This is a genomic window from Kribbella sp. NPDC104740 (assembly GCF_055583505.1).
The window spans coordinates 333,760-357,544 of the sequence record NZ_JBVJNV010000005.1 but is presented as its reverse complement, the minus strand read 5'-3'; the positions used below and the strand labels follow the sequence as shown (position 1 = coordinate 357,544).

Genomic DNA, 23,785 nt, shown 5'->3' with positions numbered 1-23,785 from the left:
AACAAGCGTTGACCAGGAGGCGGAGATGACGGACGTCGTGGTGGTCGGGGCCGGGCCGGTCGGGCTGGCGGTCGGGGTGATGCTCGCGGGGGCCGGGCGTGAGGTCGTGGTGATCGACAAGGTGGGTGCGGGAGCGAACACCTCGCGGGCGGCGGTGATTCACGCGCGGACGCTGGAGATGCTGGAGCGGATCGGGGCCAGTGAGCGGCTGGTGGAGCTCGGGGTGCCGGCGGAGCGGTTCAGCATCCGCGACGGTGGGCGCGAGCTGATCGCGGTGCCGTTCGGTGGGCTGGCGACGAAGTACCCGTACACGTTGATGATTCCGCAGGACCTGACCGAGCAGGTCCTGGTCGATCGCTTCGAGGCTCTCGGCGGCAAGGTCCGCCGCCCGTGCGAGGCGACCGGACTCACCCAGTACGACGACCACGCGGTCGTCACACTCGCCACCGGCGAGACGCTCACCGCCCGGTACGTCGTCGCGGCCGACGGCATGCACAGCCGGATCCGCGATCTGGCCGGCCTCGGCGACGACATCGGCGACACGCTGCCGCTGAACTTCAGCCTGGCCGACGTATGGGTGGACGGTGGGCCCACGGGTGAGGAGGTGCAGCTCTATCTCGCGAACCAAGGAGTGCTGGTGGTCGCACCGTTGCCGAACGGGTCGTTCCGGCTGGTCGCCGAGGTCCAGGAGGCGCCGGAGCAGGTGAGTGTCGCGTACGCGCAGAGCTTGCTCGACAGCCGGGGACCAGGGGCAGGCCGACGGGCCTCGGTGCAGGTGACCGAGGTGATCTGGGGTTCCCGCTTCCGGATCCACGAGCGCGTGGCGCCGGCGTACCGGAGTGGGCGGGTGATCCTGGCCGGCGACTCCGCTCACACCCACAGCCCGGCCGGCGGCCAGGGGATGAACCTCGGACTCCGCGACGCGATCACCCTCGGGGAGGCGCTGGACACCGCGCTGGAAACAGGTGACGAGCACCAGCTCGACCTCTACGCGACGCAGGCCCGCGCGGAGGCACTCGACGTGGTGTCGCTCGCCAGCCGCCTGACCCGGATCGCCACTCTCCCCCCCCCCCCCCCGCGCTCCGCCCGGCGCGCAACCTGCTGCTGCGCCTGCTCGGCAAGCTGCCGGCCGTCCAGCGCGGGTTGGCCGTGCGCTTGTCGGCTGTCCGGACCCGCTGAGCGCGGGTTTTCCCGTCCGCCGGGCGAAATGGCTTCCGCGACCCCCTGCCGACCTCTACCCTCCAGTTACCGAACGTTGCAACCTCACTACTGGAGGTCACCGTGTCCCATCCCGCCCGATGGAAACGACTGGTCCCCCTGGCGCTCGTGGCGGCTCTCGCCGTCGGTGCCGGCGGTCAGGTGCAGGCGGCCGCGCCGCCTGACCCGAAGGCTTCGGCGTACCAGAACGACGAGCTGGTCCAGCTGCTCCGGGTGAACACCCCGACCGCCGCCGACAAGCAGCGGCTGAGCACGCTCGACCTGGACCTGGCCGAGTCGGCCGGGAAGACCTTCGTCGATGTCGTTGCTTATGGCAACCACGATCGCCGGCTGCTGGAGCTGGCCGGCCTCACCTGGTCCACGCTCGAGGACGACCTCCAGGGCGCCGACCGGGAGCGCGAGGCCGCCGACGCGGCGTACGCGAAAGCCGTGCACGGCAACAAGCTCGCGGCCACGCTGCCGAGCGGGCGGACGGCGTACCGGCAGCTCGCCGACTACACCAACGACATGGCCGCGCTGGCCAGTCAGTACCCGACGAAGGTCAAGCAGTTCACGCTGAAGAACACCTCGCTGGAGAACCGGGCGATCCGTGGCATCGAGGTGACCCGGGACGTCAACGTCAGCAACGGCAAGCCGGTCTTCCTGATGCTCGGGCTGCACCACGCGCGCGAGTGGCCGTCCGGCGAGCTGACGATGGAGTTCGCCTACGACCTGCTGAAGAACGACGGCGTCGACCCGCGGATCACCAACATCCTCGACAAGGCCCGCGTGATCTTCGTGCCGGTGGTGAACCCGGACGGCTTCAACCTGAGCCGCACCCTGGGCTACGAGCTGAAGCGGAAGAACTGCCGGATCACCAACGGCCAGATCCCGACCCAGGGCCAGTGCGCGCAGTCCGCCAACCGCTCCCGCGGCACCGACCTGAACCGCAACTACTCCGGCTTCTGGGGCGGCCCGGGTGCGTCGACCAGCCTCACCTCGGAGACGTACCGCGGTGCGAGTGCGTTCAGCGAGCCCGAGTCGCGCAACGTCCAGGCCCTGGTCTCCGCGCACCAGGTGACCACGCTGATCACCAACCACACCTACTCGAACCTGGTCCTCCGCGAGCCCGGGTACGCCGGAGCCGGCCCGACGCCGGACGAGGCGATCTACAAGGCGCTCGGCGACCAGATGGCCGCCCAGAACGGCTACGACAGCCAGTTCAGCTACGAGCTGTACGACACCACCGGTACGACGGAGGACTGGTCGTACTACGCGACCGGCGGGCTCGGGTTCACCTTCGAGCACGGCGCGAACAGCTTCCACCCGGCGTTCTCGAACGTCGTCAACTACTACTTCGGCTCCGGCGGTACGGCGGGCAAGGGCAACCGCTCGGCGTTCCTGCTCGCGGCCGAGTCGACGATCAACCCGGCGCGGCACTCGATCGTCACCGGCTCCGGCCCGGCCGGCGCCGTGCTCCGGCTGAAGAAGTCGTTCACCACCAAGACCTGGAACGGCACCCAGCTGCCCGACGTCCTGGACACCACGATGGTCGTCCCGGCGAGCGGCAGCTACACCTGGCACACCAACCCGTCGACGCGGCCGGCCGTCGTACAGCAGGGTGGGACGGAGTCGTGGACGCTGACCTGTGAGCGCCCGACCGGTCAGGTGCTGGAGACCCGGCAGGTCACCGTCGCCCGCGGTGCAAGCGTGACGGCCAACCTGACGACCTGCGCGAGCGCCTTCTAGCCGCCGGTCGACTCCCGGATCGTCAACGTGTGCGGGACGGTGAGGTCGCGGCGCGCGGCCTCACCGTTCCCGGCGATCCGGTCGAGCAGCAGCTCGACCGCGTGCTCGGCCAGCCACTCCATGTCCGGCGCGATCGTGGTCAGCGAGGGCGAGTGGTACCGGCCGTCCTCGATGTCGTCGAAGCCGACCACGGCGACGTCGTCCGGGACCGACAGCCCGGCCTCGGCGAGCGTCCGCAGCGCGCCGAGCGCGAGCAGGTCGTTGAAGCAGAAGACCGCGTCCGGCGGCTCCGGGAGCGCGAGCAGCTCGCGCATCGACGCGGCGCCGTCCTCGCGGTGGTAACCGGTCCCGGCCAGCTCGAGCGCCGGGTCGTGCTCGATCCCGGCCGCCTTCAGCGCCTTGCGGTAGCCCTTCCGCCGCACGGATCCGGTGCCCGCGCCGCCGCCGACACCGATCGCCGCGATCCGCCGCCGGCCGAGCCCGATCAGGTGCGTCGTCGCGTCGTACGACGCCTGGACCGAGTCGACCGCGACCCGGTCGAGCCGGCCGCCCGCGTCCCGCTCGCCCAGCAGCACGATCGGCTTGGCGGTCTCGGTCTCGCCGATCTTGGCCGGTGAGGTGGTGATCGGCGAGAAGATGATGCCGTCGATCAGCTGCCCGCGCATCCCGTCCAGGACCAGCTTCTCGGCGGCGGCCTCGCCTTCGGTCTGGTCGATCAGCACCGTGATGCCGCGCTTCTTGGCGGCCCGGGAGATCGCCGCGCCGAGCTCCGCGAAGTACGGCGAGGCCATCTCCGGGATGGCCAGCGCGATGAAGTCCGAGCGGCCCTTGCGCAGCGAGCGGGCGCTCACGTTCGGCCGGTAGTCGAGCGCCTCGATCGCGGCCTGGACCTTGGCCCGGGTCTGCGCGGTGATGTGCGGGTAGTCGTTGATGACGTTGGACACCGTCTTCACCGAGACCCCGGCCCGCGCCGCGACGTCGCTCAGCCTGGTCACCATCGTCGTTTCCCTCTCCCCTGCTCGCTCGGCCGAAGTCTGCCACGCCCGGTTCCGCAGCTCGGAACGGTCAGCTCTTTACAGCGGATGTCAATCGTTGTAGAAATCCCCCAACAGCTTCGCTGGTAAACGTTGTAAACACCACTCAGGAGGGCCTGTGGCACGTCTGGCGGTCGATCCCGCGTTCGTGGTCGGGAGTCTGGACCGGCGCCTGTTCGGCTCGTTCGTCGAGCACATGGGCCGCTGCGTCTACACCGGCCTCTACGAGCCGGAGCACCCGGACGCCGACCTGGACGGGTTCCGGACCGATGTCCTGGCGCTGGTCCGCGAGCTCGGCGTCACCGCGGTCCGCTACCCCGGCGGCAACTTCGTCTCCAACTACGACTGGGAGGACGGCGTCGGCCCGAAGCAGGACCGGCCGCGCAAGCTCGACCTGGCCTGGCGGGCGATCGAGCCGAACCAGTTCGGCACCGACGAGTTCGTCACCTGGTCGCGCAAGGCCGGCGTGCAGCCGATCTGGGCGGTCAACCTGGGCACCCGGGGGATCCAGGCCGCCGTCGAGCTGCTGTCGTACTGCAACCTGCCGGCCGGCACCGAGCTGCCCGATCGCCGGGTCGCCAACGGCACCAAGGAGCCGCACGACATCCGGGTCTGGTGCCTGGGCAACGAGATGGACGGGCCCTGGCAGATCGGCCACAAGACCGCCGAGGAGTACGCCCGGCTGGCCGAGGAGACCGCGAACGCGATGCGCCGGGTCGATCCGGACCTCGAGTTCGTCGCCTGCGGCTCGAGCAACGCCCAGATGGAGACCTTCGGCGACTGGGAGCGCACGGTGCTGGAGCGCACCTACGACCTGGTCGACCACATCAGCCTGCACGCGTACTACGAGCCGAAGGACGGCGACCAGGCCAGCTTCCTGGCCTCGGCGCAGGAGATGGACCAGATGATCACCGCGATCGTCGCCACCGCCGACCACGTCAAGGCGCTGAAGCGCAGCGACAAGGAGATCACGCTCTCCTTCGACGAGTGGAACGTCTGGTACCAGCAGCGCTTCCCCGGCGAGCTCGGCCTCGGCGTCCGCGAGGTCGGCCCGCTGATCGAGGACACCTACAGCGTCGACGACGCCGTCGTGGTCGGCAGCCTGCTGATCACGCTGCTGCGGCACGCCGACCGGGTCAAGATCGCTTGCCTCGCGCAACTGGTCAACGTGATCGGCCCGATCCGGACCGATCCCGGCGGCGCGGCCTGGCGGCAGACCACCTTCCACCCGTTCGCGCTCACCGCCCGGTACGCCGGTTCGACCGTCCTGCGGACCGAGATCGCCGGGCCCACCGTCAGCACCGCCCGGTACGGCGACGTACCGGCGTTGTGGAGCACCGCGACGTACGACGAGAGCACCGGTGAGGTGGCGATCTTCGTCGTGAACCGCAGCGAGACCGAGACGGTCCCGCTCGAGGTACCGCTGCAGGCGCTCGGGGACCTGCGGCTCACGGAACACCTTGGTGTGTACGACGACGACCGGTCAGCGGTGAACACAGCCGCCCAGCCGGACCGGGTCGTCCCCCGACCGGTCGACGGGACCGGCATCGACAACGGCATCTGCCGCGCCACGCTGCCCCCTGCTTCGTGGCACATGATCAGGCTCTCCCCTGGAGGTACACGGTGAACACCATCAACCGGCGACTCGTGCTGGGCGGTATCGGAGCACTCGGCGCGGCAGGCGTCCTGGCCGGCTGCGGGGAAGGCTCGGCGGGCAAGCCCGGCGCGGCGCCCGCGACCGGTGACGGCGGTGCGAAGGGCTACGAGGGCCCGAAGGTCGAGCTCGACTTCTGGAACGGCTTCACCGGTGGTGACGGCCCGTTCATGCGCAAGCTGGTCGACCAGTTCAACGCCGAGAACCCGAACATCAAGGTCACGATGACCGTGATGCAGTGGTCGGACTACTACACCAAGCTGCCGACCGCGGTCAGCAGCGGCCGTGGTCCCGCGGTCGCGATCATGCACGTGGACTCGCTGGCCACCAACGCCGCCCGGAACGTGATCGAGCCGCTCGACGACGTGGCGAAGGCGCTGGAGCTGAAGCAGGAGGACTTCGCCGACGTGGTCTGGAAGGCCGGCGAGTACGACGGCAAGCGCTACGGCATCCCTCTCGACGTGCACCCGCTCGGGTTCTTCTACAACAAGGCGCTGATGACCCAGGCCGGTCTCGACCCGGCCAAGCCGCCGGCCACCGCCGACGAGTACGCCGCCGCGCTGGACGCGCTGAAGGGCAAGGGGATCCAGGGCCACTGGGCGACGCCGTTCCCGTTCACCGGCGTACTGAGTGTGCAGGCGCTGCTCTGGCAGTACGGCGGCAACCTGTTCAACGAGGACTCCTCGAAGACGGTCTGGCACGAGGAGCCGGGGGTGAAGGCGCTGACCTGGTTCAGTGACCTGGTGAAGAACGGGCACAGCCCGAAGAACGTCGCCCAGGACGCCGACAACATCGCGGTGATGAACGGCAAGAACGCCTTCGTCTGGAACGGCATCTGGAACATCAACACGTTCAAGGAGAAGAAGGGCCTGGAGTGGGGCGTCGCTCCGCTGCCGAACATCGGCGGCACCAAGGCGGCCTGGGCCGGTTCGCACCAGTTCTGCCTGCCGAAGCTGAAGACGCCGGACCAGAACAAGTCCACCGCGGCCCGCGTGTTCGTGAACTACGTCAGCCAGAAGTCGCTGGAGTGGGCCAAGGGCGGCCAGGTGCCGGCTCGCAAGCAGGTCCGTGAGTCGGCCGAGTTCAAGGCGCTGCCGGAGCAGGCCGCGCTCGCGACGCAGATCGACGACCTGCACTTCCCGCCGCCGGTGCCGGGCATCGGTGACGCACTGGCCGAGCTGAACAAGGCGGTCAACGAGGCGGTGCTGCAGAAGACCGAGCCGGCCAAGGCCCTGGCCGACGCGGCGGCCCGGGCGGACAAGATCCTGGAGGCCAACCGCAAGAAGTACGGGGCATGAGAGGACACGGGCGAGCCACGCCGTACCTGTTCCTCGCTCCGTACCTCGTCCTGTTCACGGTGTTCGTCCTCGGGCCGGCCGTCTTCGGCCTGTGGATGAGCCTGCACGACTGGGACTTCCAGCTGCCCGGCAAGCCGTTCGTCGGGCTGCAGAACTACAAGGACCTGTTCGATCCGCTGTCGGCGACGGCGGAGCCGTTCTGGCACGGGATGCGGGCGACCGGGATCTTCACGCTCGCGTCGGTGCCGTTCCTGGTCGCGGTGCCGCTCGGCCTGGCCGTGCTGCTGAACCGGCACTTCCCGGGGCGGACGTTCTTCCGGGCCGTGTACTTCGCGCCGTACGTGCTGGGCGTGGCGGTGATCGGGCTGATGTTCCGCTACATCATGGACACCACGTTCGGGATCCTGAACGCGTTCCTCGGGGTGTTCGGCGTACCGCAGATCGGGTGGACGACCGAGCAGCCGTACGCGTTCGTCGCGCTGGTCGCGGTGACGGTCTGGTGGACCACTGGGTTCAACGCGATCATCTACCTGGCCGGGCTGCAGGACATCCCGGCCGACCAGTACGAGGCGGCCGAGCTCGACGGCGCGAACCGGTGGCAGCAGTTCGTGCACGTCACGCTGCCGGGTCTGCGGCCGGTGACCGTCTTCATCGTGACGATCACGCTGCTGGCCAGCGCGAACATGTTCGGCCAGGCGCTGCTGATCACCCAGGGCGGACCGGGTGACACGACCACGACCGCGCTGATGGTGATCACCGACATCGGCTTCAGCCAGTTCCGGATGGGCCAGGCGGCGGCGATGAGCTACCTGCTGGCGATCTGCCTGTCGGTGGTGGCGCTGATCTCGTTCGCCCTGATGAGGGAGCGCAAGTCATGAGATGCCGACCTTCGCCCGCCTTCTGGGTGCTGGTGATCCTGCTGACGCTGCTGGTCGTCCTTCCGCTGCTCTGGATGGTGATCACGTCGTTCAAGACGATCGGCGAGTCCCAGGCGGACCCGCCGACGCTGGTCCCGCAGGACCCGAGCGGCCGCGCGTACGGCGAGATCCTGACCACCGGCGGTCAGAACCCGGTACTGCGCTGGGCGCTGAACAGCTTCGCCGCGGCCAGCCTGCACGCCGTCCTGGTCGTCGTGGTCGCGTCGATGGCCGGCTACGCGCTGGCCCGGATGGACTTCCGCTTCAAGAAGGCGATCTTCACGTTCATCCTGCTCACGCTGTTCGTCCCGGGCTTCGTGTTCCTGATGCCGAACTACCTGCTGATGGACAAGCTCGGCTGGCTGGACACGTTCTGGGCGCTCGTGGTGCCCGGTGCGGCCGGCGCGTTCGGGGTGTTCTTCATGCGGCAGTTCTTCCTGGCGATCCCGAAGGAGCTCGAGGAGGTCGCGCTGATCGACGGCGCGAACGCCTGGACGATCTTCACCCGGATCATCCTGCCGAACGCGAAACCCGCGCTGGCCACGCTGACCGTGCTGTCGTTCCTGGCGAACTGGAACGACTTCGTCTGGCCGCTGTTCGTGCTGTTCAGTCCCGAACGGCTCACCCTGCCGGCCGGCCTGAGCCTGCTGCAGGGCGCCTACACGACCGACTACCCCGTCATCATGGCCGGCGCGACCGTCGCCGCCGTCCCGGTCCTGATCCTCTACGTGTTCGTCCAGCGGTACGTGATCGAAGGTGTCGCGCGCAGCGGCATCAAAGGCTGAAACCCCACCCGAGAGGAACCCGCCAGTGCCTCCCAGACGTCTCCTCGCCGCGGCGCTCGCCGTCGCGGCCGTCGCCACCGGTACGACGGCCGCGGTCGCGGCGCCCGCGCCGGTGACCACGACCAACGACATCTCCCAGCCGTTCGCCGACACCTTCGCCGACCCCTCGATCATCCAGGGCCGCGACGGCTACTGGTACGCCTACGCCACCTCCGACCCGCTGGTCTCCGGCGGCCCGTTCGGCCTGATGCACATGGCCCGGACCAAGGACTTCGGCTCCTGGGAGTACCTCGGCACGGTCTTCGACGACCAGACGAAGCCGGCCTGGGCCGCGCCCGGCTCGTTCTTCTGGGCGCCGGACATCCGGTACTTCGGCGGCCGCTACGTCATGTACTTCACCGTCACCGACAGCGCCGCCAACCCCGGCGGTGACTACTCGATCGGCGTCGCGACCGCGCCGACCCCGAGCGGCCCGTGGACCTCCAGCGGCGGCCCGGTGGTGACGCCCAAGTCCGACGGCAACGGCGGCTGGTTCAACACCATCGACCCGGCCCTCCTCACCGCGGCCGACGGCAAGCGCTACCTGTACTACGGCGGTTTCTACGGCGGCATCTCCGTCACCGAGGTCACCGCCGACGGCCTGCACGCGGTCGGCGAACCCACCCAGGTCACCGTCGGCGACCGCTACGAGGGCTCGTACGTCGTCTACCGCGACGGCTGGTACTACCTGATGGCCTCGTCGATGAACTGCTGCGCGGGCCCGACCACCGGGTACTCCGTCTTCGCCGGCCGGTCCAAGTCGCCGAAGGGCCCGTTCCTGGACGCCGACGGCGCGAGCATGAACGAGTCCCGGGTCGGCGGCACCACCGTCCTCACCCAGAACGGCAACAAGTGGATCGGCCCCGGCCACCACGCGTTCTTCACCGACGCGGCCGGGCAGGACCACATCCTGTACCACGCGATCGACCGCGCGACGCCGTGGCTGACCGACCCGTTCGGCATCAACCGGCGGCCGATGCTGGTCGACCGGATCGACTGGATCGACGGCTGGCCGCGGACCCGCGCGGGTGCCGGTCCGTCGGACACGCCGCAGCCGGCGCCGACGACGGGTTCGAGCGCGGGAATCACGGCTGCTGACCCGGCCTCCGGGTTGTGGCTGGCGACCCGTCGTACGGGTGATGCTTTGGGTGGGCCGACCGCGCAGATCCAGGGCGCGGCGACGACCAAGCAGTCCGCGCCGGCTGGTTCGGTGCGGGTCGACGCGGATGTCCGGCTCGGCAGCAGCTTCACGACGGTCGTCGGCGGCTCGGTCGTCGCGTCGGTGTCGGCGAGCAAGATCACCATGGTCGCCGGCGGGAAGACCGCGAGTGCGGCCATCCCGGCCGACTTCGACCGGGCGCAGTGGAACAAGCTGAGCGTGCAGGTCGCCGACGGCGTGGTGACCGTGCGGCTCAGCGACTCCGGCCTCGGTGACCTGTACGCCGAGGCGCGGCTCGCCGTACCGAAGCTGCAGGTGAAGGCCGCGCCGGTGAGCTGGCTGGGCTCGGCGGAGCTCGACAACCTGACCGTCAGGCCGGTCGCCAAGCCGGTGAAGGCGCTGGCGCCGCAGCCGAAACCGGGCAAGCTGCTCGCCGCGGACGAGTTCACCGGAGCGCTCGGTTCGCAGTGGTCGTGGGTCCGTCCGGACAGCAACGCGGTGGTTGCTGATGGCAAGCTTTCCTGGCCGCTGCAGAACGCCGACCTGGTCGGCGGTGGCAACAACGCCGGGCTGCTCTTCCACCGGACGCCGGCCACCGACCGGTGGATCGCGGAGACCAAGCTGCACCTCGACCTCGGCGAGGGCGACATCCGCAACTACCAGCAGGCCGGGATGATCGCGTACCGCAACGACGACGACTTCGCCCGGCTCGGCGACGTGTCGATCTGGCGGACCCGGCAGACGGAGTACGGGCGGGAGCTCGTCGCCCGGGCCTCCGACGGCGCGACCAGCTACGGCGGTGCGGCGATCGGGCGGTCGGCGAAGGACCTGTGGATGCGGCTCGCGTTCCACCGGAACGCGGCGGGTGAGCACGTCTACCAGGCCGGGACGAGCGTCGACGGCAAGAAGTGGGTCTGGGGCGCGTCGTGGGTGCTGCCGGCCGGCGAGACGCCCAAGCTGGGACTGTTCGCGCACGGCGAGTTCACCGGGGCGAACCCGGCGCCGGTCGCGACGTTCGACTACCTGCGGTTCTTCGAGAGCAAATGATGCTGCGCGGACCGGCCCTGTCGCTGCTGCTGCTTGTGGTGGCGGCGTGCGGCGGCTCCGGTCCGCCTTCGGAAGGAGCGAGTGTGGGTTTCAGCAACCCCGTCTACGACAACAACTTCGCCGACCCGCAGGTGATCGCGGCCGGGGACACGTTCTACGCGTTCGCGACCAACGGGCCGCTCGGCAACATCCAGACGCTGAAGTCGGCGGACCTGGTCGAGTGGGAGCAGGTCGGCGACGCCCTGCCCGAGCTGCCCGCCTGGACGTCGGCCGGGAAGGTGTGGGCGCCGGAGGTCGCCGTCCACAGCGCCGACCGGTACGTCATGTACTACACGAGTTCGAACGACGCCGCCGGGCGGCAGTGCATCGGGGTGGCGGTCGCCTCTCGGCCCGAAGGTCCATATGTCGACAAATCGAGGAATCCCTTGGTTTGTCAGGCAGCTGCCGGTGGCTCGATCGACGCCAGCCCGTTCACGGACGCGACCGGGCAGCGCTGGCTGTACTGGAAGAACGACGGCAACGCGGTCGGCGTCGACACCTGGATCTACGTCTCCAAGCTGTCGGCCGACGGCCTGGAGCTGGTCGGCGAGACGACCAAGCTGATCAAGCAGGACCTGCCCTGGGAGGGCAACCTGGTCGAGGCGCCGTACCTGGTGGAGCGCAACGGCAAGTTCCACCTCTTCTACTCGGCGAACGCGTACGACAAGGCCGAGTACGCCGTCGGCCACGCGGTCTGTGCGACGCCGGCCGGTCCGTGCGTGAAGTCGGGCGACCCCATCCTCACGACCTCGGAGGCCGCTGCCGGCCCGGGCCACAACATGGTGCTGGAGAAGGACGGCCGCTACTGGTTCGTCTACCACGCCTGGGACCCGGCACTGGTCGGCGTGGACCCGCCCGGCCGGACGATGTGGCTGTCGGAGCTCACCTGGGACGGCGACACCCCGAAGGTCCAGCCGCCGCTGAAGGACAACCCGTCACGGCCGTGAGGCAGCGAGCAGACCCGCGAGGAGCTTGAGGGCGGTGAGCAGGTCCTCGTCCGACGGGGTCGCGTAGCCGATCACGAGGCCTGGTGGGCCGGGGATGGTGCGTCGGTAGTCGCGGAGCGGTGCGACGGCGATGCCGGCGGCTCGGGCTTTCGCGGCGAGGGCGTTGTCGTCGACGTGGTCGGGCAGCAGCAGGGTGATGTGCAGCCCGGCGTCCTGCCCGACCACCCGCCCGTACGGCGCGAGCAGGCGGCAGGTGAGGTTGCGGCGGTCGGCGTACAGGCGGCTGGAGCGGCGGACGAGACGGTCGAGGTAGCCGTCGCGGAGCATCGCGAGCAGCGCGGCCTGCATCGGCCAGGCCGGCCAGTCGCTGGTGTGCTCCCGGTACGCCGTGATCCGGTCGACCACGGCGGTGGAGGCGACCAGCCAGCCGAGGCGGAGCGACGGGCTGAGCATCTTCGACAGCGTGCCGAGGTGCACGACCCGGTCGAGATCGAGCTGCGCCAGCGCGGGCAGCGGCGCGACGTCGTACCGGAACTCGCTGTCGTAGTCGTCCTCGATCAGCGTGGCGCCGGTGCGGCGCGCCCAGCGGACCAGTTCGTTGCGTCGGGCAACGGGTAGCCGGCCGCCGAGCGGGTACTGGTGCGAGGGCGTCACGTACGCCGCGGCGACGTCGTCCGGGAGCTGCGCGACCTGCAACCCGTCGGCGTCGACCGGGACGTCGACGATGTCGACCCGGTGCGCGCGTGCGGCGTTGGCGGCGCTGACGTAGCCGGGGTCTTCCATCGCGATCCGGTCCCCGGGGGTGAGTGTGGTCGACAGCAGCAGGTGCAGCCCGTGGACTGTTCCGTTGGTGATCGCCAGGTTCTCCGGGCCGCAGGCGATCCCGCGCACGCGGCCGACATGCTCGGCGAGCGCCGCCCGGAGCTCGGGCAGGCCGGCCGCATGGTCGTAGCCTCGTGGCGGTGACTGGCCAGAAACCTCGCGCCAGGCGCGGCGCCAGCCGGGATCCGGCGAGCGGGCGATGAAAGGAATGCCGGGCCGCAAGGTCAGCAGCCCCGGCTCGCGGCGCGGCGGCTGCGCGGGGCCGGAGTCCGCTGTCGCGTTCCGCCGGCGAGCGCGGTGCTCGGCCGGGGGCAGCGGCGCCACGTCGGCGACGTACGTCCCCGACCCGGTGCGTCCCGCGATCCAGCCCTCCGCGTGCAGCTGGTCGTACGCCGCCTGCGCGACCGCGCGCGAGACCTCGACCTCGCGCGCCAGATCACGTGTCGACGGCAACCGGTGCCCCGACTGCAACCGCCCGTCCCGGATCGCCGCGCGGATCTGCTCGGCGAGCTGCAGGTGCAGCGGGACGCCGGCGGCGCGATCGACGGTCAGCGGCAGCGAAGCCCTCACAATGGACTACTCGAATGACCGCGAAGTGGACCGGGCAGGCATGCCACTACTCTGCCACGCTCGAACCATGACCACGATTCCTTTGTCGCCGACCGACCGGACCCGGGTGCGCCGCTCGAAGGAACGCGCCGCCACCGACCGCCAGGCCCTGTACGACGTGCTCGCCGCCGGCATGTTCTGCCACCTCGGGGTCGTGCTCGACGGCGACCCGCTGGTGCTGCCGACGGCGTACGGGGTGGACCTCGACCGCGGACCCGACGGAACCCTGTACCTGCACGGCTCGGTCGCCGCCCGGAGCGTGGTCGCCGCGCCGGACCAGACGATCTGCGTGACGGTGACGCACGTCGACGGTCTCGTGCTCGCGCGCTCGGCGTTCCACCACTCGGTGAACTACCGGTCGGCTGTCGTCCTCGGGACTCCGCGGCTGGTCACCGATCCCACCGAGAAGCTGCACGGGCTGACGGTGATCGTCGACCACCTCGTCCCCGGCCGTTCGCACGGATCGCGCGTCCCGAACAAGAAGGAGCTGGCCAAGACCTCGGTGCTCGCGCTCGACCTGACCGAGGCTTCGGTGAAGACCCGGGCCGGCGGCGCGAACGACGAGCCCGAGGACCTCGACCTGCCGTACTGGACCGGCGTGGTCCCGCTGCGCGTGGTCGCCGACGAGCCGATCACCAACGACGACTGCGACCTGCTCGTCCCCGCGCACGTCCGGACTCGGGCGAACCAGCTGGGCGCCCCCGCAGCGACCGGTTGGTGAGGACCTGGGCGCCGCTACTGGTTGGTGAGCGCGTTCAGCTTCCGCTTCACCAGGCGGCTGGTGACCGGGCCGAGGTTGTCGAGCTCCGACAGCAGCGTCTCGGTCAGTACGGCGAGCTGCTCGAGCGACGCCAGTGCCCGGGTCGCGCCCTCGGGATCGACGCCGTCGAGCAGCTCGATCCCGACGAACCCGGCCGAGATCGACCGGGCCAGACCGCCGAGATCGACGAGCGGGAGCAGCGGGCTGCCGGCGAGCACCCGGGCGAGCGTCTTCTCGACCTCGACCACCCACAGGTTCAGCGCGTCCGCGACTGCCGCACCGACCACCTCGTTGCCGCGCGCCCCGGCGAGCAGCTGCGCGAGCACGGCGACGTTGCCCTCGGAGTGCTCGGTCACGTGCACCTCGCGGCCGACGGCGAGCAGCTCCGCGAACGTGCCGGCCTGGTCGAACCGGTCGCGGTAGAGCGCGACCCGCTGCTCGGTGCTCTCCCGGCAGGCGGCCGCGATCAGGTCGTTGACGGTGCCGAAGTGGTAGAAGACCAGCGCCTGGTTCTGCCCGGCCTCGGTCGCGATCGTGCGCGCCGACGCCCCCGCGAACCCGCGCTCGCCGATCGTCCGCAGCGCGGCCGCGAGCAGGTCGGCTCGGGTGGTCTTCGCCATCGTCAGAGGTTCCTCTCCAAGTCCACCGGTCGCCGTCAGGGACCGAGCTCCCGGCCCGGCAGATCGCGTTCCCCGCCGCCCATGCCGTCGAGCAGCAGTTGCAGCACCGGCCGTACGACGGGCAGCCCGATCAGCCAGCCGGCGTACGCCCAACCCGGTCCGCTGTGCTGGAAGGCCCGGGCGAGCGCACCCAGCCCGCTCACTCGGGTGCCGTCCGGCCCGACGTACAGAGCGCGGCGGAGTGCAGCCACCGTATACGTCTCGGCGGGCTGGATGCTGAGCCCCTGTGGACAAGTCGACTCGATCAGCGTTCTGGCCTGGCTGCAGATCGTGCAGCTCTCGGCGAGGTAGAGCTCCCCCTGCGGCTGGTACGGGCGACGCCGCGGGATCCACGGCCGCACTGCTCGGTCGTACGCCGCCCACTCGGGCTCACGAGCGGCGAGCTGCGCGCGCTCGTGCGGGTCGGCCACGAACTGCGAGAAGCAGACCGCGCCGACGGTCGCCAGCGCGAGCGACCAGCTCTGCGTGCCGACCGCGATCAGCGCGAGCATGACGACGACCGACGCCTGCATCGGATTGGCCAGGTAGGCGTACGGACCGGTCGTGACGAGCCTGCGCGGTGGATCCCACGGGTACGGCGTACCGCCACCCGCGGCGAACTCGGCGACGGCGGCCAGCGCGGGCACTGCCGCGAGGGCCATCAGTTGGAGGATGAGCGAGGTCCGCCAGACCGGACCGTCGACCAGGTGATCCCACGAGCCGTCGCCCTCGCCCATCACCGCCGACGGCAACAGCCAGAGCACCAGTCCGGTGAAGGCGAACAGCTGGAGGAGCAGGCGGCCGGTCAGGTGAGTGCGCTCGCTGGTCCACCGAGTCAGTAGCACCGCAGGAACCAACACAGCTGACAGCGCAAGCCCTTCCCCGAGCAGCCAGTGCGGCCCGAGCTGCACCAACCCGTCGAGCCGAGGCATCACCAGCACATCAACCCACCCGCACACCAGCACCCACACCACCAGCCGCCCACCGACCAGCGCAGGCAGTGCTCCCCAACACATCGCCCACCCGATCCACAGATCCAGCGGCATCCCCAGAAAGCTCCCCGCCACCTCCTCGAACGACCACCACCCCAGCCGAACAGCCAACCGGTTGGTCGCTCCCAGCGCAACGAAGGCGAACAGAAACCCGAGCAGAGGCGCTCCTGCGCCCGGCCCCGCGCCCCGCCCGGCCTCCGCGCGCCGCCAGTCCCAGGTTTTCCACAGGGTGAGGACGAGCAGCGCGGGGACCCCGAGGCACAGCCAGCGGATGACGACCAACTCAGTCATCGGTGCGCTCAGCCTCATCGAGCCCGAGGCTGTCCGCGAAGTGCGTGAGCCCCGCGCCCACCATCGCGTTCTCGATCGGCCCGAAGTACCAGCTCGGGTCCAGCCGGCGGGTGAACTCGACGGTCAGCTTGACCTTCGTCGTCCCGTCCGGCCGCGGGGACAGCTCGACCGTCGCGGCCTCCCAGTGCAACCACCGCTGCGTCTTCGACTGATCCGCCACCACCGCGAACTCGGTCCGGAAGCGATCGTGCGCGGTCACCCTGGTCGCGATCGGGTCGCCACCCAACGAGAACAACCACTCGCTCCCGACCTGGAGTCCCGACCCGGTCGCCACCTCCGGCGTCGGATACCCGGTCAGCCTCAGCAAGAACGGCCGAGCCGCCGAGAAGTCCGGCCCTTCCGCGAGCCGGCTGTCGACCTGGGCCGGCGTCATCGCCACCACCCGCTCGACGCTCACCCGCTGCACCGGATCCACCCGGTACGCCGTCCCCTCCAGCCCGGCGACCAGCAGCGGGAAGATCGCCAGCGCCGCCTGATATCGCCGGCCCGCCTGCCGGATCCGCGACTGCCGCACCACCTCCGCCACGAAGTGCGCGACGCCGTACACCAGCGGCGCCGCCATCAGCACGCACGCCGCCCCCTCGTGCAGGAACGCCGACGTGATCATCAGCGCGAACGTCACGACCCGGAAGGTCAGCCCGTGCAGGCTCTTCGCGGGCGGCAGCAGGGCGATCACGACGGCGATCGCGAGCGGTGCGCCGACGAACAGCGCGGCGGTGTCGAGGCGGCCGGTCTGGATCAGGGTCAGCGGGGCCAGGACGGCGGCCGCGCCGACGATCAGCAGGGCGGGGAGCCGCTTGGTCCAGGCGACCTGGGGCGGCGGTTGCTCGGGAGTGGTCATGAACGCAGCATAGACCAGGTTTTGAGCGAGTGCTCAAAACCTGGCCTTTCTGCAGGTCAGGCCGCTGTTCCCCGGTTGTAGAGGCGCCGCGACCAGAGGTAGCCGCCGATCGTGATCGCGACGCACCAGACCCCGGCGAGCCAGGCGTCGGTCCCGCTGTACGGCGTACCGATCAGCAGGCCGCGCAGCGTCTCGATGATCGGCGTGTAGGGCTGGTACTCCGCGAACCAGCGCAGCCCGGCCGGCATCGAGTCGATCGGCACGAACGTGCTGCTCAGGAAGGGCAGGATCAGGCTGAACGGCAGGACGATGTTGCTGGCGGCCTCGGGCGTCTTCGAGGTCAGGCCGAGCGCGACCGACAGCCAGGTCAGGCCGATCGCCGTACCGGCGATCAGGGCGGTCGCGAGCAGCCACTCACCGAACGTCGCCGTCGGGCGGAAGCCCATCAGCAGGCCGACGCCGATCAGCAGCGCGACGCTGACGAGCGTCTGCAGCAGACTGCCGATCACGTGCCCGGTGAGGACGGCCGGCCGGAAGACCGCCATCGTCCGGAACCGGGCCACGATGCCCTCGGTCATGTCCGTGCAGACCGCGACCGCGGTCGAGACGGTGCCGGAGCCGATCGTGACCAGCAGCAGCCCGGGAACCAGGAAGTCGAGGTAGTCGAAGCCGTTGCCGCCGATCCCGGCCTGGAAGGTCTTGCCGAAGACCAGGCCGAACAGCAGCAGCATGATCACCGGGCTGACCAGCGTGCTCAGCGTCATCGAGGGGTAGCGCTGCTGGTGCCGCAGGTTGCGGCGCAGCATGGTGGCGGTGTCGGCCAGCGGGTGCAGGGTCGTGGTGCTCATCGGGTCGTCACTTTCTCGTCGGTGGGGTGGCCGGTGACGGCGAAGAAGACGTCGTCCAGGTCGGGGGTGTGCACGGTCAGTTCGTCGACCTCGAGCGAGGCGTCGTTGATCCGGTCGAGCAGTTGGCGCAGGGACTGCACGCTGCCGTCGTTCGGGACCTGCAGGACCAGCGCGCTGTGGTCCGGTACGCCGGCCGGCAGCACGCCCGCGGCCAGGTCGAGCTCGTCGGGCGCGGTGAAGCGGAGCCGGACGTGGCCGCCGGGGACGAGCCGCTTCAGTTCCTCCGGCGTGCCCTGGGCGACCAGCTTGCCGTGGTCGAGCACAGCGATCCGGTCGGCCAGCTGGTCGGCCTCCTCCAGGTACTGCGTGGTGAGGAAGACCGTGACGCCGCCGGCGACCAGCTGCCGGATGATCTGCCACATGCTGTGCCGGCTGCGCGGGTCGAGCCCGGTGGTCGGCTCGTCCAGGAAGATGATCCGCGGGTCGCCGACCAGCGTCATCGCCAGGTCGAGGCGGCGCTTCATGCCGCCGGAGTACGACATCGCGGTCTTCTGCCCGGCCTCGACCAGGTCGAACTGCTCCAGCAGCTCGGTCGCCCGGCGCCGCCCGGCGGCCTTGCCGAGGTGGTGCAGGTCGGCCATCAGCCAGAGGTTCTCCTCGCCGGTGAGCAGCCCGTCGACCGCGGAGAACTGACCGGTGACCCCGATGGCGGCCCGGACCGTGTCCGGCGCGCCGGCCAGCTCGACGCCGCCGACCCGGACCTGGCCGGCGTCGGCGGTGATCAACGTGGACAGGATGTTCACCACGGTGGTCTTGCCGGCGCCGTTCGGGCCGAGCAGCGAGAAAATGGTGCCTTCGGCAACGGTCAGGTCGATGCCGTCGAGCACGGTCTGGTCGCCGTAGGACTTGTGCAGCCCGCGGACCTCGATCGCTGGGTTCATGGTTCCTCGTTCGGTTTTTGGGCAGGCTCGCGCCGCCGAAGGGGTGGGGAGTCGGAAGGAGGGTGTGCGAATCAGACCGGACGGCCCGCGGCCGCCGGAGCAGGTGGTGCTGTGGAGTTGGTCAGTGCGGCGGGATCAGATGTCGAGGTCCTCGACGGCGGGCTGGTTCGCCGCCTCCTCGACCAGGACGTAGAGGTCCTCGGGGATCAGCTCGCGCAGCTCGGCGACGGTCTCCACGACGTACAGCGTCGCTTCGCCCTGTGCCATGCTCCAGGACGAGTCGAGCAGGCCGAGGGTCCCGATCCAGCTCCGCCAGCCGCCGTCGTCGGTGGCCGCGGGCTTGGTCGAGCCCTGCTTGTACTGGTCGCGCCGGTCGGCGTGCAGGACGAACTTGCCGGTCCGGCTGCGGTAGACCTTGAAGGCCTCGTAGCCGTCCTTGCTCGACCGGCCGCCCTCGGCCAGCAGGACCCCGGAGAACCGCTGCTTGCGGCCGGCGCCCCGGCCGACCCGCACGGTGATCTCGTCGTACCCCTCGAGCCGGCCTTCCTCCATCTCGACGTAGCGCCGGAGCGCGGTCGAGATCGCGGAGGACAGGTTGCCGGCGATCTCCTGCGCGCGCTTGTAGAGCGCGAGGTCGTCGTCGGACACGTAGATCGTCTTGTTCGGCATGTGCTCTCTCCTTCTACGTAGAACTATACATATGCCCTACGTAGGTGTCTACGTATATGTCTGCGTAGATTTCTCAGCGGCCTGCGAGGATGCGTCCGTGAATGCTGCCGAGGACCGCTACGACGCCCTGACCGACGAGGTCGCCGCCCTGTACGACGCCGACCGCGCCGCCGACGCGCTCGCGCTGATGGATGCCGCCGAGGACCTGACCCCGTGGTCGGCCGAGCTCGCGCACCTGCGCGCGTGTCTGCTCGGCTCGCTCGATCGCCCGGACGAGGCGCTGGCCGTTCTCCAGCGCGCAGTTGCGGACGGCGGCTGGTGGGAGGAGTCGATCCTCACCGAGGACGACGACTTGGCCGCGCTCCAGCAGCGCCCGGAATTTCAGCAGCTCGTCACCACGAGTCGGCAACGTCGTTCAGCAGATCCCACACCCCCACTGATCCAACTACCTGCTGGAGAATGTGTTCAGGTGGTCGTTGCCCTTCATGGGGCCGGCCAGCGGGCTGCTCACGCGGCACGGGACTGGGCTCCGGTGCTCGACCTCGGCTGTGCGCTGGTCTGCGTCGAGTCCTCGCAGCTGATGTCCCCGATGTACCGCACCTGGCCCGACCCCGAGGCCGCTCGCGCCGACGTCGCTCGCGCGCTGACGCACCTGCCCGCCGAGCTCGAAGGTCTGCCGCTGATCGCCGCCGGGTTCTCCGCCGGCGGACGAGTCGCCGTCGACTGGGCGCTCACCGGCCTGCCCCAGCCTCCGGCCGGCGTCCTCGCGCTCGCGCCCGCGCTGCGCACCCTTCCGGCTGCCACCACCAATAAGTTGTCCCCGGCAACGATCTGGATCGGCGCCGACGACGACCTGCTCGACGTCGTCACCGACGCCCACCTCGACACCTACGGCCTGACCGTCACCGTCCTGCCGGACCTCGCCCACACCTTCCCGGCCGACTTCGACCAGCAGTTGGCCGGCGTACTCAGCTGACCTTCGCCCGCCCGACCACCTGGTCGAAGTTGATGAAGCCGTACTGCCGGGAGTCGACGCTCGCTGCCGCGTTGTCCCCGGCAACGGCCAGGCTTCCGGCCGGAACGATCGAACCCGCCGGATACCCCGGTACGTCGAACGGCAGGCGTTCCCCCGGCACCGCCGCGACCCGCTTGATCATCCGCCGCCGGACCCGCTCCGGCGGCGCGGCCGCGAGCGGCCGGCGCTCGACGACCGCGTAGTCGCGGACGAACTGGTCGAGCAGCGCCGCCGCGTGCTCCTCGTCGGCCGCCGGCCCTTCGAAGACCACGACCTCCCCGGCCCGGATCCGGCCCGCCCGCACCTTGCGGGTCAGCACCTGGTCATCGGGCCGGTACGTCGGCAGCATGCTCGGCCCGACCACGGTCACCCGCAGCCAGGTCCGGCGTACCCACACCAACGTAGCGGCCAGCAGCAGCATCAGCACAGCGGTCGCCACGATCACGACGCCTCCTGCACGAGGTCCTGATAGCCCTCCGCCTGCAGCGCGAACAGGTGCGCGTACAGCCCCTGCCGGCGGATCAGCGTGGCGTGGTCGCCCTGCTCGATGACCCGGCCGTCGTCCAGGACGACGAGGTGGTCCGCCGTACGGAGTGAACCGAGGCGGTGCGAGATCAGCAGGCTGGTCCGGTCGGCGCGGTGCTCGGCCAGTCCCTGGTGGACGGCCGCCTCGGCCTCGGCGTCGAGGCCCGAGCTCGGCTCGTCGAGGATGACCAGGTCGTGATTGTCGCGGGCGTACGCGCGAGCGATCGCCAGTCGTTGCCACTGGCCACCGGACAGCGTCACTCCGGCGATCGGGTTGTCCGGATCGTCGCCCTGGAAGAAGACCCGGCTGAGCAGCGTGCCGTACCCGTCGGGCAGCGCGGTGACGAAGTCGTGCGCCCCGGCCCGGCGCCCGGCGGCCTCGACGGCGGCCGGGTCGGTGATCCGGTCCAGGTCGCCGATCCCGATGTTCTCGGCCGCGGTCAGGTCGTAGGTCATGTAGTCCTGGAACACCGCGCCGATCCGGCGGCGCAGCTCGACCGGGTCCAGTTGCCGCAGGTCGACGCCGTCCCACCGGACCGCGCCGCGGACCGGGTCGTACATCCGGCAGAGCAGCTTGATCAGCGTGCTCTTGCCGGCTCCGTTGCGCCCGACCAGGCCGACAGTCTCGCCGACGGCGATCCGCAGGGTCACCCCGCTCAGCACCCACGGTTGGTCCGGGCCGTAGCGGAACCACACGTCGTCGAACTCGATCGTGCCGCGCAGTGCGGGCACCGGCAGCGGGTTCGCCGGGACCGGCAGGTCCGGCTCGCTGCCGACGACGTCCAGGTAGTTGCGGAACAGCAGCAGCTGCCGGTGCGCGTTGCCGACGTCGCGCAACAGGCCGACCACGGCGGTCTGGACCCCGGCGATCGCCGCGATCAGCAGCGAGATGTCGCCGATCGAGATCCGGCCCGCGAGCACGGCCGCCAGCGACCAGAGCAGCGCGGCGCCGGTGAAGAGCGTGGTCAGCAGGCCGGTACCGGTCTGGATCGCGGTGTCCCGCAGGTCCATCCGGGTCAGCCGCCGGTTCGCGTGCCGGCGCTCGGCCGACATCCGGTCGCGCAGAAAGGTCCCGATCCCGAACAGGCGGATCTCCTTGGCGGCCTGCACGTTGGTCAGCAGCTCGCGGTAGAAGAACTCACGCCGCTCGACCGGCCCGAGCCTCCCCTGCAACGCCGCCCGGCGGCGGGCAACCGACAACTCGGCCAGCAGCACCGGTACGGCGGACGCCAGCACCAGCACCGGCAGCCAGGGCGACAGGATGAGCAGCGAACCGAGGAAGCCGATCGCGGTCAGCCCGGTCCGCGCCGTCGACAGGGTGGTGCCGACGACCACGCCCGGGGTCGCGCCGCCGTACTGCTGAGCGAGCCGGAGCTTGTCCAGGAAGGCCGGGTCCTCGAAGCGGACCATGCCGGTGAACCGCTCGGTGGCGCGGAAGAGCTGGTCCTGCGCGACCAGGCCTACGCGGCGTTCGGTCTCCTTCTGGACGAACATCGTCAGCACCGGCAGCAGCGCGACCAGGAGACCGGAGCCGGCCAGCGCGAGACCGATCCGGACCACCTCGCCGGTCTGCGCGCCACCGGCGGTGAGGGTGTCGATCAGGTCCTTGGTCAGCCAGGCGGTGACCAGCGCGGGCAGCGCTCCGAGCAGCGCGACGACGACGTACCCGCAGGTCAGCAGGCGGCTGGTCTGCCAGGTCAGCCGCAGAGCCTGGCCGATCCCGCGCATCACAGCCCCACGAGGGCCGGGGTGAGGTCGAGGTCCTGGACCGAGGTGCCGGAGGTGATCACCGTGCCGTCGGCGTCGAGGACCGCGAAGGCCGGGTAGCCGGTGACCCCGAACGCGGCCGCCACCTCGGTCCCCGGCCGGTCCTGCAGGACGACGCGCGCGACCGGCGCCAGCATCCCGACCTCGGCCGAGACGTCCTCGGTGTTGGTGACCACGGTGACCAGGACCCGGTCGCGACCGCCGGCGAACCGCTGCGCGAACTGGATGAACTCCGGGCGCCGCTCCTCGCAGGACGAGCAGCCGTTGGCCATGAAGCCGACCAGCGTCCGCCCACCGGTGAGCAGCGACTGGTCGACGCTCTCGCCGTCGGTGGTGACCGCGGTGAAGGGCTGCGGGCGGTCGCCGGGCTGGGCCATCACCTTCACGGTGATCGGCTTCGGTGCGGAGGCCGGCTGGGCAGCCTGCTCGCGGAGGCGCCGGACGATCCCGACGGTCAGGGCCAGGTTCAGGGTGCTGAGCAGTCCGGCCAGGACGGCGACAGCGAGTGCGACGGACATCTGGGATACCTCCTGCGAGCTAGACGGTCGAGCGGAAGAGTTCTGCGATCTGGTCGGTCAGCACCACCACGGCGGCGGCGACCAGCCCGGTGAGGGCAGCGGCCGCGAGGATCCCCGGGACGACCGGGCCCGGGTCCGCGGCCAGACCGGTCAGCAGGCCGGCGACCGCGAAGAGCAGCAGGGCGCCGTTGCGGATCAGGTGGGCGGGCCCGACCGGGGTCGTGGACGTGCCGAAGCACTGGCAGGTGACCGCGCGCTGACGGCGTACGGTGCCGGCGATCGCCACGGTGAAGGCGGCGAGCAGCGCGGTCGCCAGCGCGAACCCGGCCGGAGCCCACGCCGGTACGACGACCAGGCCCACGATCGCGGCCTCGGCGAGCACGACGCCGGGACCGGCCAGGCGGGCCGGAGCCCACGGCGCGAGCTGCGGGATCGCGGCGGCGAACTCGGCGTACGCACGGCGGTTGCGGACCTTGGACCAGAGCGAGACCGCGAAGGCGGCACCGAACAGGAACTGGCAGCAGAGCAGGACGTAGCGGGACACGGCAGCACCTTCCGGATGGCTACGATGCGGGCACCGGGTGCCGCGCCCTGTTCCGTAGG

Annotated in this window: 22 protein-coding genes; 10 read left to right on the top strand and 12 right to left on the bottom strand. The window is 70.5% G+C overall.

The window, feature by feature from the left end:
* The first annotated feature begins 25 nt into the window (after window positions 1-25).
* Window positions 26-1,435, top strand: a complete 1,410-nt coding sequence (locus tag ACZ6Z4_RS27290) for an FAD-dependent oxidoreductase (RefSeq protein ID WP_465569909.1) — start codon at window positions 26-28, stop codon at window positions 1,433-1,435.
* Window positions 1,327-2,946 carry a M14 family zinc carboxypeptidase gene (locus tag ACZ6Z4_RS27285; RefSeq protein WP_465569907.1) on the top strand — a complete coding sequence of 540 codons (1,620 nt, stop codon included), beginning with the start codon at window positions 1,327-1,329 and terminating at the stop codon, window positions 2,944-2,946. The genes ACZ6Z4_RS27290 and ACZ6Z4_RS27285 overlap by 109 nt, the downstream gene beginning before the upstream one ends.
* Here ACZ6Z4_RS27285 and ACZ6Z4_RS27280 read toward each other — a convergent pair.
* The gene (locus ACZ6Z4_RS27280; protein WP_465569905.1) at window positions 2,943-3,944 is read right to left on the bottom strand and encodes a LacI family DNA-binding transcriptional regulator; all 1,002 of its coding nucleotides are present in this window, start codon (window positions 3,942-3,944) and stop codon (window positions 2,943-2,945) included. The two genes, ACZ6Z4_RS27285 and ACZ6Z4_RS27280, sit on opposite strands and share 4 nt — an antisense overlap.
* A gap of 154 nt (window positions 3,945-4,098) precedes the next feature.
* On the opposite strand from ACZ6Z4_RS27280, the gene arfA reads away from it, so the two are divergent.
* The 6 genes from arfA to ACZ6Z4_RS27250 all read left to right on the top strand — a co-directional run bounded on the left by arfA (window position 4,099) and on the right by ACZ6Z4_RS27250 (window position 11,865).
* Window positions 4,099-5,607 carry an arabinosylfuranosidase ArfA gene (gene arfA / locus ACZ6Z4_RS27275; RefSeq protein WP_465569903.1) on the top strand — a complete coding sequence of 503 codons (1,509 nt, stop codon included), beginning with the start codon at window positions 4,099-4,101 and terminating at the stop codon, window positions 5,605-5,607.
* A complete protein-coding gene (locus ACZ6Z4_RS27270) occupies window positions 5,604-6,932 on the top strand; it encodes an ABC transporter substrate-binding protein (protein ID WP_465569901.1) in 1,329 nt (442 codons plus the stop codon). The genes arfA and ACZ6Z4_RS27270 overlap by 4 nt, the downstream gene beginning before the upstream one ends.
* Entirely contained in the window at window positions 6,929-7,810 is an 882-nt protein-coding gene (locus tag ACZ6Z4_RS27265) for a carbohydrate ABC transporter permease (protein ID WP_465569899.1), read from the top strand. The genes ACZ6Z4_RS27270 and ACZ6Z4_RS27265 overlap by 4 nt, the downstream gene beginning before the upstream one ends.
* Window positions 7,807-8,634 carry a carbohydrate ABC transporter permease gene (locus ACZ6Z4_RS27260; RefSeq protein ID WP_465569897.1) on the top strand — a complete coding sequence of 276 codons (828 nt, stop codon included), beginning with the start codon at window positions 7,807-7,809 and terminating at the stop codon, window positions 8,632-8,634. The genes ACZ6Z4_RS27265 and ACZ6Z4_RS27260 overlap by 4 nt, the downstream gene beginning before the upstream one ends.
* Window positions 8,635-8,659: 25 nt before the next feature.
* Window positions 8,660-10,879, top strand: coding sequence for a family 43 glycosylhydrolase (locus ACZ6Z4_RS27255; protein ID WP_465569895.1), 2,220 nt, complete (start codon window positions 8,660-8,662; stop codon window positions 10,877-10,879).
* 83 nt (window positions 10,880-10,962) lie between these two features.
* Window positions 10,963-11,865 (top strand): glycoside hydrolase family 43 protein, encoded by a 903-nt coding sequence (locus ACZ6Z4_RS27250; RefSeq protein WP_465569893.1) that lies wholly within the window; start codon window positions 10,963-10,965, stop codon window positions 11,863-11,865.
* On the opposite strand, the gene pdxR is transcribed toward ACZ6Z4_RS27250, so the two are convergent.
* Complete coding sequence (gene pdxR, locus ACZ6Z4_RS27245; protein WP_465569891.1) at window positions 11,854-13,257, bottom strand: MocR-like pyridoxine biosynthesis transcription factor PdxR; 1,404 nt, start codon at window positions 13,255-13,257, stop codon at window positions 11,854-11,856. The genes ACZ6Z4_RS27250 and pdxR overlap by 12 nt on opposite strands.
* Window positions 13,258-13,324: 67 nt before the next feature.
* On the opposite strand from pdxR, the gene ACZ6Z4_RS27240 reads away from it, so the two are divergent.
* Window positions 13,325-14,017 (top strand): pyridoxamine 5'-phosphate oxidase family protein, encoded by a 693-nt coding sequence (locus ACZ6Z4_RS27240; RefSeq protein ID WP_465569889.1) that lies wholly within the window; start codon window positions 13,325-13,327, stop codon window positions 14,015-14,017.
* A 14-nt stretch (window positions 14,018-14,031) separates the two neighbouring features.
* On the opposite strand, the gene ACZ6Z4_RS27235 is transcribed toward ACZ6Z4_RS27240, so the two are convergent.
* From ACZ6Z4_RS27235 to ACZ6Z4_RS27210, 6 genes are all read right to left on the bottom strand, one after another.
* A complete protein-coding gene (locus ACZ6Z4_RS27235; RefSeq protein WP_465569887.1) occupies window positions 14,032-14,676 on the bottom strand; it encodes a TetR/AcrR family transcriptional regulator in 645 nt (214 codons plus the stop codon).
* Window positions 14,677-14,711: 35 nt separating this feature from the next.
* Complete coding sequence (locus tag ACZ6Z4_RS27230; protein WP_465569885.1) at window positions 14,712-15,998, bottom strand: methyltransferase family protein; 1,287 nt, start codon at window positions 15,996-15,998, stop codon at window positions 14,712-14,714.
* Window positions 15,991-16,899 carry a hypothetical protein gene (locus ACZ6Z4_RS27225; protein WP_465569883.1) on the bottom strand — a complete coding sequence of 303 codons (909 nt, stop codon included), beginning with the start codon at window positions 16,897-16,899 and terminating at the stop codon, window positions 15,991-15,993. The genes ACZ6Z4_RS27230 and ACZ6Z4_RS27225 overlap by 8 nt, the downstream gene beginning before the upstream one ends.
* A 56-nt stretch (window positions 16,900-16,955) precedes the next feature.
* Complete coding sequence (locus ACZ6Z4_RS27220) at window positions 16,956-17,747, bottom strand: ABC transporter permease (protein WP_465569880.1); 792 nt, start codon at window positions 17,745-17,747, stop codon at window positions 16,956-16,958.
* Window positions 17,744-18,688: an ATP-binding cassette domain-containing protein gene (locus tag ACZ6Z4_RS27215; protein ID WP_465569878.1), complete on the bottom strand. Its 945-nt coding sequence runs from the start codon at window positions 18,686-18,688 to the stop codon at window positions 17,744-17,746. The genes ACZ6Z4_RS27220 and ACZ6Z4_RS27215 overlap by 4 nt, the downstream gene beginning before the upstream one ends.
* A gap of 135 nt (window positions 18,689-18,823) precedes the next feature.
* Window positions 18,824-19,357, bottom strand: a complete 534-nt coding sequence (locus tag ACZ6Z4_RS27210) for an EXLDI protein (protein ID WP_465569876.1) — start codon at window positions 19,355-19,357, stop codon at window positions 18,824-18,826.
* Window positions 19,358-19,454: 97 nt separating this feature from the next.
* On the opposite strand from ACZ6Z4_RS27210, the gene ACZ6Z4_RS27205 reads away from it, so the two are divergent.
* Window positions 19,455-20,333 carry an alpha/beta hydrolase gene (locus ACZ6Z4_RS27205; RefSeq protein ID WP_465569874.1) on the top strand — a complete coding sequence of 293 codons (879 nt, stop codon included), beginning with the start codon at window positions 19,455-19,457 and terminating at the stop codon, window positions 20,331-20,333.
* On the opposite strand, the gene ACZ6Z4_RS27200 is transcribed toward ACZ6Z4_RS27205, so the two are convergent.
* Genes ACZ6Z4_RS27200 through ACZ6Z4_RS27185 form a run of 4 tightly spaced genes read right to left on the bottom strand, consistent with a single transcriptional unit; the run spans window position 20,326 to window position 23,726 of the window.
* Window positions 20,326-20,817 (bottom strand): S26 family signal peptidase, encoded by a 492-nt coding sequence (locus tag ACZ6Z4_RS27200; protein ID WP_465569872.1) that lies wholly within the window; start codon window positions 20,815-20,817, stop codon window positions 20,326-20,328. The genes ACZ6Z4_RS27205 and ACZ6Z4_RS27200 overlap by 8 nt on opposite strands.
* The gene (locus ACZ6Z4_RS27195) at window positions 20,814-22,625 is read right to left on the bottom strand and encodes an ABC transporter ATP-binding protein (RefSeq protein ID WP_465569870.1); all 1,812 of its coding nucleotides are present in this window, start codon (window positions 22,623-22,625) and stop codon (window positions 20,814-20,816) included. Before ACZ6Z4_RS27195 ends, ACZ6Z4_RS27200 begins: the two co-directional genes overlap by 4 nt.
* Window positions 22,625-23,182, bottom strand: a complete 558-nt coding sequence (locus ACZ6Z4_RS27190) for a TlpA family protein disulfide reductase (RefSeq protein ID WP_465569867.1) — start codon at window positions 23,180-23,182, stop codon at window positions 22,625-22,627. The genes ACZ6Z4_RS27195 and ACZ6Z4_RS27190 overlap by 1 nt, the downstream gene beginning before the upstream one ends.
* A gap of 19 nt (window positions 23,183-23,201) precedes the next feature.
* On the bottom strand, window positions 23,202-23,726 hold the full coding sequence (locus tag ACZ6Z4_RS27185) for a MauE/DoxX family redox-associated membrane protein (protein WP_465569864.1): 525 nt from the start codon (window positions 23,724-23,726) through the stop codon (window positions 23,202-23,204).
* Between the last annotated feature and the right edge of the window lie 59 nt (window positions 23,727-23,785).

What these genes read in the sequence shown, in the direction of transcription:
- ACZ6Z4_RS27290 (WP_465569909.1), top strand. Translation starts at nt 26, where the DNA reads ATGACGGACGTCGTGGTGGTCGGGGCCGGGCCGGTCGGGCTGGCGGTC.
- ACZ6Z4_RS27280 (WP_465569905.1), bottom strand. Translation starts at nt 3,944, where the DNA reads ATGGTGACCAGGCTGAGCGACGTCGCGGCGCGGGCCGGGGTCTCGGTG.
- ACZ6Z4_RS27265 (WP_465569899.1), top strand. Translation starts at nt 6,929, where the DNA reads ATGAGAGGACACGGGCGAGCCACGCCGTACCTGTTCCTCGCTCCGTAC.
- ACZ6Z4_RS27260 (WP_465569897.1), top strand. Translation starts at nt 7,807, where the DNA reads ATGAGATGCCGACCTTCGCCCGCCTTCTGGGTGCTGGTGATCCTGCTG.
- ACZ6Z4_RS27240 (WP_465569889.1), top strand. Translation starts at nt 13,325, where the DNA reads ATGACCACGATTCCTTTGTCGCCGACCGACCGGACCCGGGTGCGCCGC.
- ACZ6Z4_RS27235 (WP_465569887.1), bottom strand. Translation starts at nt 14,676, where the DNA reads ATGGCGAAGACCACCCGAGCCGACCTGCTCGCGGCCGCGCTGCGGACG.
- ACZ6Z4_RS27230 (WP_465569885.1), bottom strand. Translation starts at nt 15,998, where the DNA reads ATGACTGAGTTGGTCGTCATCCGCTGGCTGTGCCTCGGGGTCCCCGCG.
- ACZ6Z4_RS27225 (WP_465569883.1), bottom strand. Translation starts at nt 16,899, where the DNA reads ATGACCACTCCCGAGCAACCGCCGCCCCAGGTCGCCTGGACCAAGCGG.
- ACZ6Z4_RS27220 (WP_465569880.1), bottom strand. Translation starts at nt 17,747, where the DNA reads ATGAGCACCACGACCCTGCACCCGCTGGCCGACACCGCCACCATGCTG.
- ACZ6Z4_RS27215 (WP_465569878.1), bottom strand. Translation starts at nt 18,688, where the DNA reads ATGAACCCAGCGATCGAGGTCCGCGGGCTGCACAAGTCCTACGGCGAC.
- ACZ6Z4_RS27210 (WP_465569876.1), bottom strand. Translation starts at nt 19,357, where the DNA reads ATGCCGAACAAGACGATCTACGTGTCCGACGACGACCTCGCGCTCTAC.
- ACZ6Z4_RS27195 (WP_465569870.1), bottom strand. Translation starts at nt 22,625, where the DNA reads ATGCGCGGGATCGGCCAGGCTCTGCGGCTGACCTGGCAGACCAGCCGC.
- ACZ6Z4_RS27190 (WP_465569867.1), bottom strand. Translation starts at nt 23,182, where the DNA reads ATGTCCGTCGCACTCGCTGTCGCCGTCCTGGCCGGACTGCTCAGCACC.